The following is a 12,848-nucleotide window of genomic DNA, read 5'->3' on the forward strand; positions in this document are numbered from 1 at the left end:
CGTGACGGACCGGTCAGGGCCGGGCCGGCTTCCCGTCCCCGTACAGCCAGTTCTTCCAGATCACGCTGAAGTCCTTGCCGGGCGCCATCTTCTCCACGTACGCCGTGAAGTCCGCGGTGTCCGCGTTGCCGTAGCGGTGGGCGGCGGTCCAGCCCTGGACGATGTCGTAGAAACGGGCGTCGCCGACGGTCTGGCGGATCTTGTGGAGGACCATCGCGCCGCGTTCGTAGACGGGGCGGTCGGAGATGTGGGCGGCGGACGTCGGGTTCGCCGGCGGGAAGGCCCAGATGGCGTCGCTGTCGGCCTTGTTGTCGTAGTAGTCGCCCTTGTAGAGCGCGTCGAAGGTCTGCTGGGCGGTGTCGCCGTCGTGGTCCTCGGACCAGAGCCATTCCGCGTAGGTCGCAAAGCCCTCGTTGAGCCACATGTCGCGCCAGGTCTTCGGGGTCACGGAGTCGCCGTACCACTGGTGGGCGAGTTCGTGGACGAGGGTCGCGGTGTCGGGAGCGCCCGGGAAGAACGGGCGGGTCTGCGTCTCCAGCGCGTAGCCCGCGTCGCCCCGGCGGTCGACGATCGCGCCGGTGGAGGAGAAGGGGTACGGGCCGAAGTTGTACTCCTCCCACTCCATGATCTCGGGGATCTTCGCCAGCACCTCACGGCTCGCCGCCGCCTCGCGCGGGTCGACCGCCACGTACACGGGGAGGCCGTTCTTGGTGGTGGTGCGGGTGATGTCGTAGTGGCCGATCGCGACCGTGGCCAGGTAGGTCGCCATGGGGCGGGTGGTGCGCCAGGTGTACGTCGTCGTGCGGCCGGCGCCGGTCGTCCTTTCCGTGCTCAACTCGCCGTTGGAGACCGCCTGGAGGCCCTTCGGGACGGTGATCGTGATGTCGTACGTCGCCTTGTCGGAAGGGTGGTCGTTGCCGGGGAACCAGGCCATCGAGCCGGTCGGTTCGCCGAGCGCGAGCGCGCCGTCCGCCGTGGGCAGCCAGCCCTCTTCCGAGCCGTCGGGGTCGGTGAGCGTCTCGGGGGTGCCGGAGTAACGGACCGTCGTCCTGAATGTCTTGCCCTTGGGGAGAGTTGAGGCCGGGCGGACCTTCAACTCCTGGCCGGTGCGGGTCCAGGGGGCGTTCTTGCCGTCCACCGTCAGCGAGTTGACCTTCATGCCCTTGAGGTCGAGGTCGTAGGCGGAGAGGTTCTGGGTGGCCCGGGCCGTGATCGTCGCCGTACCGGTCAAGGGAGTTGAGGTGTCCGAGGTGCCTGAGGTGCCTGAGGTGTCCGGGGTGTACGCCAGGGTCAGCGCGTAGTGGGTCACGTCGTAGCCGCCGTTGCCCGCCTTCGGGAAGTACGGGTCGGCCACGCCCGCGCTGCCGGGGGTGCCGTGTGCTCCGCCCGGTCCACTGCACGCCGTCAGGGTGAGGGCGAGGGTGAGGGCCAGCAGGAAGGGGGTGGCGACGGCCGGGACACGGGGTACGGATCGGGACACGTGCGCGATCCTACGAGTTCGGGGGTCCTCGCCCTGGAGTACTGCGACCCTCGTACGCTCGGCTCCGTGCCCCGTTCTCCGAAGAAACCGCGCCGGCTTGTCGCCGACGGGCGTACGTATCTGTGGAGCCTGCGTCACCGTCACGACGACTCCGGGCCGACCAGGGACGACGCCGGCTGGACCGTGGGCTGCGTCCACACCCTCACGCTGACTCCGCAGCCGGCCGGTACGGGCGGTCCGCTGCGGATCGTCTTCGCGTCGGGGCCGGGACGGTACGTCCCGGGCGGAGCCCCCTTCGGCTCCGGGGACGTCGGGTACGGCCGGGATGTCTCCCTCAACCTGCATGAACCCGGTGCCGTCCGCGCCCTGCTCGACGCGGCGGCGGCCCGCGGGTGGCTGCCGGGGCCGGATGAACCGGGGGTGGTGGAGGTCGACGGCTGGGCTCTGCTGGAGGAGGCGGCGGCCTCGCGAGGCGGGAGCGGAAGTGAGGACGGAAGTGGGGGCGTCCTGAGGGGTCGCTCCGGCTGACCTCCGGTCTCCCCGACCGTGACACCATCTCCTACGTGCTCGACATCGGCTACGCCCTCTCCAACCGCTTCCCCGACCCCCCGCAGACCGACTACCGGCGCGCGGACGTCCACGCGCTGCGGCACGATCTGTTCTGCGGTGACGTGTATCTCGCCGACACCAAGGCGGACCGGGAAGTGTCCACGGCCTGGGGGTGGGTACCGGTGCTCGATTTCGCGTGGGCGTTGTGCGACATCGTGGAGCGGATCGACCAGGACCCGGCGGGGTCGCGGGCGTCCCGGCCGCAGCGGGCGGAACTGGACTTCACCGAGTCGACCGACCGGATGTTGTTCGAGCGGCGGTTCGGGTGGGTGGATGTCGAGGCGGACTGGATGCGGCGGGACGAGGAGGCGTTGACCTTCTCCCACGCCGAACTGCGGCGCGAGGCGCGGGACTTCCTGCACGATCTGATCGCCGACCTGGTTGATCTGCATGATGCCCTCGGCGAAAATCCGGCGATCTGGACGTTGCAGGCGAAGTTTCCCCGGGTGCCCTGAACTGCCTCGGATCCCCTGAGCTTCCTGGTCACCCTGCACTGATGGCACCGTCCCTGGGGGCTGCGCCCCCAGACCCCCATCGGCCCTGAAGGGGCCTCGTCCTCAAACGCCGGACGGGCTGGATTGTGCGGGCCTGCACTGAGAAGTGACGGACGGGCTGGGTCTGGCGGCCTGCGTGGAGAAGGCACCCGGCAGGCTTGGGCGGCGCCCCCTGCACTGAAAAGTGCCCCCGCCAGGAACCCCCGTTCCCCCCTGAGCCCACTCAGCCCACTCACCCCCTCCCCTCCCCCCACCCCCTCACCCCTCCACCCGAATCCCCATCTGCACAGCCAACACCGGCGCCAAATCCAGCAGTTGCCCCATGCTGATCACCGCCCCGGACATCCGCTCCACGCCCCGCGCGATCTCCAGTTCCACGGCCCCCCGCAGATCCACGTCAGTGAACGTCACCCCCGTGAAGTCCGCCCCCTTCAGCGCGCAGTCCACGAACTCGACGCGCTCCAGCCGGGCATCGAGAAAGTCGGGCTCAACAAGGACACAGCCCTCAAAAACAACATCCCGGAGCTTCGCCTTGCGCAGGTTCAGATAGTCGATCTTGCCCCCGCGAACCACCACCCGCTCCAGCACCGCACCATGCAACTGCACCCCGCCCATCCGCGCGTCGATCACCTCGACGTCACGCAGGGTTGACTCCGCCAGATCCGTACCGACACCCCGTATGCCGGTGAGGACGGAATCCAGCACACGCGCGTGATGCAGCCGCGTCTCGTCCAACGCGCAGTTCGTCAGCGCGCAGTCCATGAAGCGGGCGCCCCCGCCGTCCTGCCCGACGAAGTCCTCGTCCCGGAACTCCACCCCGTCGTAGTCCCCGTCCGGCTCCAACTCCCCACCCCCGTAAGCCTCCAGAGCCGGCAACCGCACCTCCGGCCGCCGCGCCCCCTTCACCCCGCCCGTACCGCCCGCGCCACCCGTCGCTCTCCTCGCCATGCCCCCATCCTGCACCCCACCACTGACAATCCCCCTGACCTGCACAGACGCCATTCACCTCCCGATCGACGTCACATTCAGGCCCCTCGAACCGTCGTACTCACAGAAACCCGCACCCAAGAGCGGCCGCCCCGGCGAACGCTTGACCTCAAGCACGCTTGAGGTTGAAAAGTGGACCCCGCACAAGCCTTCCAACCCACGCAAGCCGCACACCCCCCACGACCCACATCCCCCCCTCCCTCCACGACCCGCACGCGACGAAACCCATCCCTACGTGACGACAGGGACCCCATGCTCGCCATCCGACTCCACACCTTCGGCCCCGCCGAAAACCTCACCCACGAACCGGTCGACGACCCCTCCCCGGCCCCCGGCCAGGTCCGTATCGCCGTCGCCGCGGCGGGAGTCCACCTCCTGGACACAGTTCTGCGGAGGGGGGAGCAGGGGCCCCTGCCCGAACTCCCCGCCCTCCCCACCATCCCCGGCCGCGAAGTCGCCGGTGTCGTCGAGTCGCTCGGGGACGGTGTCGCCGGGCTGTGGCTCGGGAAGCGGGTGGTCGCGCATCTCGGGTTCGCGCCGGGCGGGTACGCGGAGCTGGCCGTGGTCGATGTCGACCGGGTGCACGAGATCCCGGCGAACCTGGACTTCGCGCAGGCCGTCGCGATGATCGGAACGGGCCGTACGGCGATGGGGATCGTGCAGTTCAGCGAGCTGGGCGGCGACTCCGTGGTCGTCGTTCCGGCGGCCGCAGGTGGCCTCGGGACCCTGCTCGTGCAGTACGCCAAGCACGCCGGCGCGACCGTCGTCGGCCTCGCGGGCGGCCCGGAGAAGGTCGCCCTCGTGCGGGCGAACGGCGCCGATCTCGCCGTCGACTACACGGACCCGGAGTGGCCGGGGAAGGTGCGGGCCTGGCTGGGCGGGCGGCACGCGACCGTCGTGTTCGACGGGGTGGGCGGCGCCGTCGCCAGGGACGCCGTAGGGCTGCTCGACGGCGGCACCACCGGGCAGCACCTCGTCTTCGGTTGGTCGAGCGGGCAGCCGTACGCCCTCGAAGGGGTGTCCGAACAGGTGCTCGGGCCCGTGATGATGCGGAAGGCCGGCGGCCCGAGCCCCGTCCGAACGCTGGAGTTGCGCGCACTCGCCGAGGCGGCGGAAGGCCGACTCATACCGACCGTCCAACGATTCCCGCTGGCCGCGGCGGCGGACGCGCACCATGCCCTGGAAAACCGGAAGACAACCGGAAAGGTGGTCCTGGAGCCATGACCACACCCAACACATCACGCGACGCATCACCCGACGCATCACCCGACACGTCATCGAACGCGCGCGCGAATACGACTGGGGGTGCGATTGGGGATGCGATACGTACCGATTCGTGGTCTTCTGACCAGATGAGCGTCACCCAATCAGGTGAATCAAGCGCAGCTGCCGGCCCCGATCCCCGCCGCTGGTGGGGCCTGGTGATCATCGCTCTCGCGCAGCTCATGGTCGTCCTCGACGCGACGATCGTGAACATCGCGCTCCCCTCCGCGCAGCGCGACCTGGGCATGTCCGACGGCAACCGGCAATGGGTCATCACCGCGTACACGCTCGCCTTCGGCGGGCTGCTCCTGCTGGGCGGCCGGATCGCCGACCTGGTGGGCCGCAAGCGGACCTTCATCATCGGCCTGATCGGCTTCGCAGGCGCCTCCGCACTCGGCGGCGCGGCCACGACGTCCGGCATGCTCTTCGGCGCCCGAGCCCTCCAGGGCGTCTTCGCCGCCGTACTGGCCCCCTCAGCCCTCTCCCTCCTGACCACGACCTTCACCGACCCGAAGGAACGCGGAAAGGCCTTCGGGATCTACGGCGCACTCGCGGGCAGCGGTTCCGCGATCGGCTTCATCGCGGGCGGCCTGCTCACCGAGTACCTGAACTGGCGCTGGTGCCTGTACGTCAACATCCCCATCGCGATCATCGCGGTCTTCGGCGCCGTCGCCCTCCTCCACGACCGCCCGGGCCACGCCGGCGCCCGCCTCGACGTACCCGGCGTCCTGCTCGGCTGCGGCGGCCTGGTCGCGATCGTCTACGGCTTCAGCGAGGCGGAGCCGCGAGGCTGGACGGACTCCCTGGTGCTGGCCCTGTTCGCGGCCGGTGTCGTACTTCTCGCATCCTTCGTGTGGTGGCAGACGAGGGCTCCCAGCCCCCTCCTCCCCCTGCACATCGTCAAGGACCGCAACCGCGCCGGCTGCTTCCTGACCATGGGCCTCGCGGTCATCGGCATGTTCGGCATGTTCCTGTTCATGACCTACTACCTCCAGGTCATCCTCGACTACTCCCCCGTAAAGACCGGCATGGCGTTCCTGCCCCTCACGGTCGCGATCATCATCGGCTCGACCCAGATCTCGGCCCGCCTGATGCAGCACGTCCCGCCCCGCACCCTGATGGTGCCGGGCGCGGTCCTGGCCGCGGCGGGCATGTCCTTCTTCACCCGCCTGACGGTTGACTCGGACTACGCGACCGAGCTCCTCCCCGGCCTCGTCCTGATGGGCCTCGGCATGGGCCTGATCTTCATGCCGGTCTTCGCCACCGCCACCGCCGGCGTCGCCCCGCAGGACTCGGGCGTGACCTCCGCGACCGTCAACACCGCCCAGCAGGTGGGCGGTTCGATCGGCACGGCCCTCCTCAACACGATCGCCACGACCAGCAGCACGGCGTACATCGTCGCCCACCTCCACAACCCGGCCCAGAAGGCCCTGATCACCAGCAAGGGCATCGTCCACGGCTACACGGTCGCCATCTGGTGGGCCGTCGCCGTGATGCTGCTGGCGGGCCTGGTCGCGGGGCTGATGGTGACGGCGCGGGCACCCAAGCACGGGGCGACGGCCCAGTCACCGGCGCCCGAGTCGGCGTCGAAGTCCGTGACATGAGCGACGCCCCGGTGTCGAGGCGGCCGGGGCGTCGCGGGAACGGTGGGTCCGTGAAGCGGATCAGGTGACCGACTTGGTCGCCTTGCTCGCCGCCGATCCGTCGGTGTGGCCCGTGCGGTGCGCGACGACCTTCACGGTGATCTTCTTGCCCTTCTGCGCCGACTTCAGCACCAGCGAGGACTTGGTGGCCCCGCTGATCGCCCTGCCGTTGGCGTACCACTGGTAGCCGTACGACGTGGCCGTCGGGCTCCAGCTGCCGGTGGACGTCTTCAGTGTCCTGCCGACCTTCGAAGTCCCGCTGATCACCGGTGACTTGGTCGACTTGGGGGCGACGCCCCTGGCGACCGTCGCCGCCGCCGAGGTGCCCGTCCCGCCCGTCCAGCCGCTCTTGGCGGCGGTGACGGTCACCGTGAGCTTCTTGCCGAGCTGTGCCGCGGCGATCGTGTACGTCGATGCGGTCGCCCCGGAGATCGCCTTGCCGTCGGCCTTCCACTGGTAGGTGTACGAGGACGGGGCCGCGGACCAACTCCCGTTCCCCGCCGTGACCTTGGCGCCGACCTTGGCCGTGCCGGTGATCTTCGGGGCGGCCGTGTTGGCCAGGGTGGGCTGGGTGACGGTGAAGAGGCCGACCTGGTACTGGGCGCGCTCGATCACGCTCACGGTCCAGGTGCCGACGGCCGCGCCGGTCAGGTCGACGGTCGCCTTCAGGGTCCGGTTGTCCGCCGAGACCGAGTCCGTCGTGGCCGTCAACGTCTTTCCGGCGACGGCGAGTTGGACCGTGGCGTCGGCGCCGAGTGCCGTACCGGTGACGGTCAGCTGGACCTTGGTGCCCGCGACCCCGGTGGTGGGGCTGACGCCGGTGACGCTCACCCGGTCCGGGCCGCACAGCACGTACACGCAGCTGAACTTGGCGCTGTAGGAGGTGCTGGACGTCTTCTCCGGCAGGCCGAGCACGAGCAGGCTCGGGCTCGCCGTGGTGGACGAACCACCGGCCGCGCACTGGTAGCCGCCAGGGATGGACAGCAGACAGCCGTTGGCCCAGGCGCTGTTGTAGAGGGCGGGCACCGCCGTGTCGGTCGCGCCCGTGGTGTCGGTGATCTCCGTGTTGAAGCGGTCGATTCCGGCGGTCGGCAGCACCGCGCACACCGCGCTGTGCGCCTCGTCGAGTGTGCCGGTGAGCGGGCCGAACCCGTAGGCCACCGACGGGATCCTGGTGCACTCGGGCGCGGGACCGGCGGCGGTCGCGATGCGCAGGGCGTCCAGGTGGTACTCGGGCGCGGCCTGGAGGGTGGGCGGGGTCTGGACGAGGACCTGGTGGGTGGTGGACCCGGTGACCGCGCAGGGGCGGTTGCGGAAGGAGCACTCGGCGGTGCCGTCGCCGCGCATGACGACGATGTTCGCGGTGCCCAGCGCGTCCCGTACGTCCACGTGGACCACGTCCGTGGCCGCGTCGGTGGTGATCTGGTGGCAGCGCAGGGTGCCGGGGGCGTCGTAGGTGCCCTTGACGGACGGGCCGCCGACCTTCTGCTCCGGTGTCGCCGTGCAGCCCGCCGAAGTGGCGGACGCGGTGACGTCGCGCCGGGTCATGGTGTAGGCGGCGCTCTGGTCGCGGCCGGTGAACAGGACGGTGTGGGCCTTGCCCGGGGTGAGGGAGCAGACCGTCCAGCCGTTGGCGGTGGCGAGGCGGTCGCAGACCTGCTTGCCGTCGGAGTCCAGCACGGTGAACTTCGCGAGGGCCGTGCCGGAGGTGGCGACCAGTTGGAGGACCTCCGCGTTCGTGTGCGCGTTCGCCGGGATGCTCAGGCACTGCGCGAAGACGCCGTCGCCGGTGGTGAGCGTGGCCTTCGCGCCGTCGGCGGAGAAGCTGCCGGCGGGCAGCACCGGGCAGTCGTTCGCCGCGTCTGTGCGGTAGAAGGAGACTCCGTACGGGCCGGTCTCGCCGTCGGAGGCGTGGACCAGCGCGCGGTAGGGCGCCGTACCGGTCAGCTTGCAGGTACCGGCCGACAGGGCGGACGAACCGCACTGCGCGGTGCCGTTGCTGTCGAGGACCTCGACGTCGGCGTCGACGCCGGACGCGATGAGCGGGGTGAGGGCGGCGATCGAGGCGCCCTGCGGGGCGTTCAGCGTGAGGCAGTCGTACTGTCCGGCCGTGCTGAACTCGCCCTTGTACAGGCCGGTTTCGACCGGCGCGCACCCGGTGGAGGAGGCGCGGTCGAGGACGATCAGGCCGTCCTTGGTGTCGTCGAAGGGGTAGGTGCCGTCGAGGACCGCGGTGTACGTGCCCGCGCCGGACACCTTGCACGGGTCGGTGGAGGACTGGCACACGGTCTTGCCCGAGGCGTCGTACACGCGCGCGGGGCCGCTCTCGCCGGTCTCGCTCACGTAGTGGACGGTGTACGGGCCCGCCGCGCCGACCGTGAACGTGTAGCAGGGGTTCGTCGTCAGGTCCTGGCTCGGCAGCGGGCCGTAGGAGCGGACGGGGGCCGTGGTGCAGCCCTGGGGGTCGTTCAGCCGGCGTGTCTTCACCGCGAAGTCGGCGGGGGAGCCGCTCTCGGCGTACGTCACCCGGGACACCACCCGGTAGGGGCCGGTGCCGTCGGCGGGCAGGACGCAGCTGTCCTCGCCGTCCTCCGGGAAGTGCGGGCAGATCCGGGCGCCGGTCGCGTCGGTGATCCAGGCGAGCGAGGTGCCGTAGGCCTTCGTGCCGTAGGTGAGGCGGATGCGGTCGCCGGCGGTGGCCGTGAACGGCTGGCAGTACACCTCGACCGGGCTCGCGGAGGTGCGGACGACGTCCGGCTGGTCCCAGTCGGTGCCGACGGGGTCCGCGCAGCCGTCCGTCGAGCCGAGCGGGACCAGGGCCACGGCCGTGTCGGTGTCGGTGAAGCCGTTGTTGACGACCTTCAGGGTGTAGGTGCCGTCGGCGGACAGGGGGCACATGCCGTACGTCGTGTAGCCGTCACCCTGGCAGTCGATCGCGCTGCCGTCCTCGGCCAGCACCTGGGTGTACGCCGAGTTGCCGCTGTCGCTCAGCGCGGGCAGGTACAGGCCCGCGGCGTCGGCGGTGACGGTGTAGCAGACACCGGCGCCGGGCACGAGGGTCGCCTTGCCGACGGCGTCCCCGGGGTCGCCGAAGGGCGCGAGCGCGAGCGGCGCACAGGTGGGGTCGTCGGCCTGCGCGGCACCCGCCCCGGTCAGCGACAACAGTGCGGTGAGCAGGGCGACGAGGACGGTGAACGCGGTCAGCCGTCTGTGCCGTGTTCTCGGACAGGAGTGGGCGTCGGTCATGAATTCCCCCAGATTCAGCGATCGTTGAGGGAATGCTCGCACACAGGTCTGACACAGCACCCGTGAGTTTCAGGGGCCTGTGGACAACCCGAGATGCCTCAGTGGCGACCGGCCACCCGGTCCGCCCACTGCGCCAACCGCGACGACTCCGCCCCGTGGCCAGTCAGTTCACGCCGGTCGGCCGCGCGATAGGTGGCGTACATCCCCTGCACCCCCAGCCAACGCAACGGCTCCGGCTCCCACTTGCGCACCTTGTGCCCGACCCACGGCAGCCCGGTCAGCTCGGTCGCCCCCGCCTGCCCCGAGTCCAGCTGAACCAGATCCCGCAACGTCCGCGCCGCAAGGTTGGTCGTAGCCACCCCCGACCCGACGTAACCGCCCGCCCACCCCAGCCCCGTCGAACGATCCAGGGTGACCGTCGCACACCAGTCGCGCGGCACCCCGAGAACCCCCGACCAGGCATGCTCGACCCGCACCCCCGCAAGCGACGGAAAGAACCGAACAAGAATCTCCCGCAACGCCTCGACGGTCGCCGCCTGCGTCCGCCCGTCGTTGTCGGTCCTCGACCCGAACCGATACGGCACCCCACGCCCGCCCAACGCGATCCGCCCGTCGGCGGTGCGCTGCGCGTACATGTACGCGTGCGCCATGTCGCCCAGGGTCTCCAGCCCGCCCCAACCCACCGACTCCCACTGCGAGTTGGTGAGCGGCTCGGTAGCGATCATCGAGGAGTTCATCGGCAGCCAGGTCCGCCGCTGGCCCTTGAGGTTCGCGGTGAAGCCCTCGGTACAGCGCAGCACATAGGGCGCCCGAACGGTGCCGTACGGCGTCACCGCATGCTTCGGCCGGATCTCCGTCACCGGTGTCGACTCATGAATGACGACCCCCAGCGCTTCGACAGCCGCCGCAAGCCCCTTCACCAGCTTCACCGGATGCAGCCGAGCACCGTGCGGAGTCCACGTGGAACCGACCGCATCCGCGACCCGAATCCGCTCACCGGTCTCGCGCGCGCCGTACAACTCACGGTCGGTCTCGCCGTACGACAACTCGTGCTCGTGGAAGGCCTTCAGCCGAGCCAACTGAGCGGGCGTACAAGCGACTTCGAGCACGCCACCCCGATGGATGTCGGCCTCGATCCCTTCCTCCTCCGCGACCGCGACGACCTCGGCGACGGTGTCGTTCATCGCCTTCTGCAGGCGTACGGCGGCTTCCCGGCCATGGAGTTTCGCGTACCGGTCGCGCCCCGCGATGCCGTTGTACAGCCACCCGCCATTGCGCCCCGAGGCCCCGTACCCGCAGAACTTCTGCTCCAGAACGGTGACCCGGAGGAAGGGCGCCGCCTTCTTCAGGTAGTACGCGGTCCACAGTCCCGTATATCCGCCGCCGACGATCACGACGTCGGCCGAGGCGTCACCGGCGAGCGGCTCCCGTCGTGCCGGGATGCCGTCGTCCGCGTACCAGAAGGAGATGCCGCCGTTCACGACACCGCTCACCGTGCTGCTCATGACCGGACGCTAACCCCTGAGGGCGGCCACTGTCTCCTTCGGATTCCATGCTTTTCCACAGCCTCTGACCAGCGGATAACACGCGAGACCGATCACCACGGAGGTGAAATGCCCGAGATCGGTGAAGGTCCGCCCGGTCGCGAGCGGCACCCCGTAAACGGCCAGGACGACCACCAGATACGGGTACCGCCACGGCACGGCGATCCGGTACGCCAGCACGCCCACCACACCCGCCAGCGCGTAACTCACCCCGATGTCAAGGGTGTTGACAGCGGACTGCGGTGCCACGCCCCTCCTGATCGCCTCCAGCAGCGCGCCCTCGCTGATCAGCGTCGCCAGCACATGCGCGGCCACACACACCATCAGCCACCGCGCCGTCCCGAGCCACCGCTCCGCCTGCGCGTGGAACACCGTGTACAGCAGGGCGTACGGCAGCCAGCGCCCGCCGTCTATCCACATCGCGCTCGCGAACAGCACCCGCACCGGGTTGTTCGACAGCTCGTGGATGTTGGTGGACCGCTGCCGCAGGAACTCCTGCTCGAACTCCGGCGACATGTGGTGCATGGCGACCGTGGTGACGAAGAGGATCCCCAGCCAGACGTAGGTGCCGGGGGCGCTGCGGACGTACGCCCACACCCTGTGGAGGCCCCGGGTAATTCGCATGAGCCGATTCACGCACGCAAGTATCGTCGGAGGCGTGATCGACATTCCGGCCGGACTGGTCGCCAGTTACGAGAGTTTCGGCGGGAAGGCGGCGGAGGCCTTCGCCGCCGCCCTCCGGGAGCGGGCCGCGCGGTTCCTCGGTCAGTGGGAGCTGCGCCTCGACGGACCCTCGATGAACGGCCGGTGCGCGCTGGTCCTGCCCGTACGGCGGGCTGGGGGCACCTCCCGGTCGAGCGCAGTCGAGAGTGGGGGAGGAACGCCGGCCGTGCTCAAGCTCCAGGACGTGGACGAGGAGACGGCCGGGGAGCCGGTCGCGCTGCGGGTCTGGGACGGCGACGGGGCCGTACGACTGCTGGAGGCCGATGCCGACACGGGCACGCTGCTGCTCGAACGGCTCGACGCGGGGCGGGCGTTGGCGGATCTGCCGGACTCCCGCGAGGCCACGCTGGTCGTCGCCCGGCTGCTGGCCCGCCTGACGGCCGTCGAGGCACCGGCGGGGCTGCGGCGGCTCGGTGACATCGCGGCACAGTTGCTGCACCGGACCTCGGCGGTACTGCCCCAGGTCTCCGACCCGGCCGAGCGCCGGCTGATCGCGGACTGCGCGGCGGCGGTGCGTGAGGTCGCCGACGAGCCCGGCGACCGGCTGCTCCACTGGGACCTGCACTTCGAGAACGTCCTGGCCGCGGACCGCGCCGACTGGCTCGCCATCGACCCCAAGCCGCTCGCGGGCGACCCCGGCTTCGACCTCCTCCCGGCCCTGTGGAACCGCTTCGACGCGGACGAGGTCGGGTGGCGGTTCGACGCCATGACGGAGGTACTCGGGCTGGACCGGGACCGGGCACGCGCGTGGACGCTGGGCCGGGTGCTGCAGAACGCGCTGTGGACGGTGGAGGACGGGCGTTCACCGGTGCCGGAACACCTGGAGATCGGCCGGCGGCTGCGCGACCCGCGCTGACGG

At 70.3% G+C, this 12,848-nt stretch carries 10 protein-coding genes; 5 read left to right on the forward strand and 5 right to left on the reverse strand.

Annotation, left to right across the window (positions count from 1 at the left end; translation table 11 throughout):
• Positions 1–13 precede the first annotated feature (13 nt).
• Positions 14–1,480, reverse strand: coding sequence for a M1 family metallopeptidase (locus ACIBK4_RS20665; RefSeq protein WP_398996188.1), 1,467 nt, complete (start codon positions 1,478–1,480; stop codon positions 14–16).
• Positions 1,481–1,546: 66 nt separating this feature from the next.
• On the opposite strand from ACIBK4_RS20665, the gene ACIBK4_RS20670 reads away from it, so the two are divergent.
• The gene (locus tag ACIBK4_RS20670; RefSeq protein WP_398996189.1) at positions 1,547–2,008 is read left to right on the forward strand and encodes a hypothetical protein; all 462 of its coding nucleotides are present in this window, start codon (positions 1,547–1,549) and stop codon (positions 2,006–2,008) included.
• 35 nt (positions 2,009–2,043) lie between these two features.
• On the forward strand, positions 2,044–2,544 hold the full coding sequence (locus ACIBK4_RS20675; protein ID WP_398996190.1) for a hypothetical protein: 501 nt from the start codon (positions 2,044–2,046) through the stop codon (positions 2,542–2,544).
• Positions 2,545–2,841: 297 nt separating this feature from the next.
• On the opposite strand, the gene ACIBK4_RS20680 is transcribed toward ACIBK4_RS20675, so the two are convergent.
• The gene (locus tag ACIBK4_RS20680; protein WP_398996191.1) at positions 2,842–3,531 is read right to left on the reverse strand and encodes a pentapeptide repeat-containing protein; all 690 of its coding nucleotides are present in this window, start codon (positions 3,529–3,531) and stop codon (positions 2,842–2,844) included.
• Between the two features lie 291 nt (positions 3,532–3,822).
• Between ACIBK4_RS20680 and ACIBK4_RS20685 the strand changes: the two genes are divergently transcribed.
• Both ACIBK4_RS20685 and ACIBK4_RS20690 read left to right on the forward strand, forming a co-directional pair.
• The gene (locus ACIBK4_RS20685) at positions 3,823–4,794 is read left to right on the forward strand and encodes a zinc-binding dehydrogenase (protein WP_398996192.1); all 972 of its coding nucleotides are present in this window, start codon (positions 3,823–3,825) and stop codon (positions 4,792–4,794) included.
• A gap of 128 nt (positions 4,795–4,922) precedes the next feature.
• Positions 4,923–6,437 (forward strand): MFS transporter, encoded by a 1,515-nt coding sequence (locus ACIBK4_RS20690; protein WP_398996193.1) that lies wholly within the window; start codon positions 4,923–4,925, stop codon positions 6,435–6,437.
• Between the two features lie 60 nt (positions 6,438–6,497).
• On the opposite strand, the gene ACIBK4_RS20695 is transcribed toward ACIBK4_RS20690, so the two are convergent.
• The 3 genes from ACIBK4_RS20695 to ACIBK4_RS20705 form a co-directional block, all read right to left on the reverse strand.
• Positions 6,498–9,722, reverse strand: a complete 3,225-nt coding sequence (locus ACIBK4_RS20695) for a Tat pathway signal protein (protein ID WP_398996194.1) — start codon at positions 9,720–9,722, stop codon at positions 6,498–6,500.
• Between the two features lie 98 nt (positions 9,723–9,820).
• Positions 9,821–11,227: an NAD(P)/FAD-dependent oxidoreductase gene (locus tag ACIBK4_RS20700; protein WP_398996195.1), complete on the reverse strand. Its 1,407-nt coding sequence runs from the start codon at positions 11,225–11,227 to the stop codon at positions 9,821–9,823.
• A gap of 9 nt (positions 11,228–11,236) precedes the next feature.
• Positions 11,237–11,890, reverse strand: coding sequence for a rhomboid-like protein (locus ACIBK4_RS20705; protein ID WP_398996196.1), 654 nt, complete (start codon positions 11,888–11,890; stop codon positions 11,237–11,239).
• Here ACIBK4_RS20705 and ACIBK4_RS20710 point away from each other — a divergent pair.
• Complete coding sequence (locus ACIBK4_RS20710) at positions 11,889–12,845, forward strand: aminoglycoside phosphotransferase family protein (RefSeq protein WP_398996197.1); 957 nt, start codon at positions 11,889–11,891, stop codon at positions 12,843–12,845. The genes ACIBK4_RS20705 and ACIBK4_RS20710 overlap by 2 nt on opposite strands.
• Positions 12,846–12,848 lie beyond the last annotated feature (3 nt).

Source organism: Streptomyces sp. NPDC050528, from assembly GCF_044457795.1.
GTDB lineage: Bacteria > Actinomycetota > Actinomycetes > Streptomycetales > Streptomycetaceae > Streptomyces.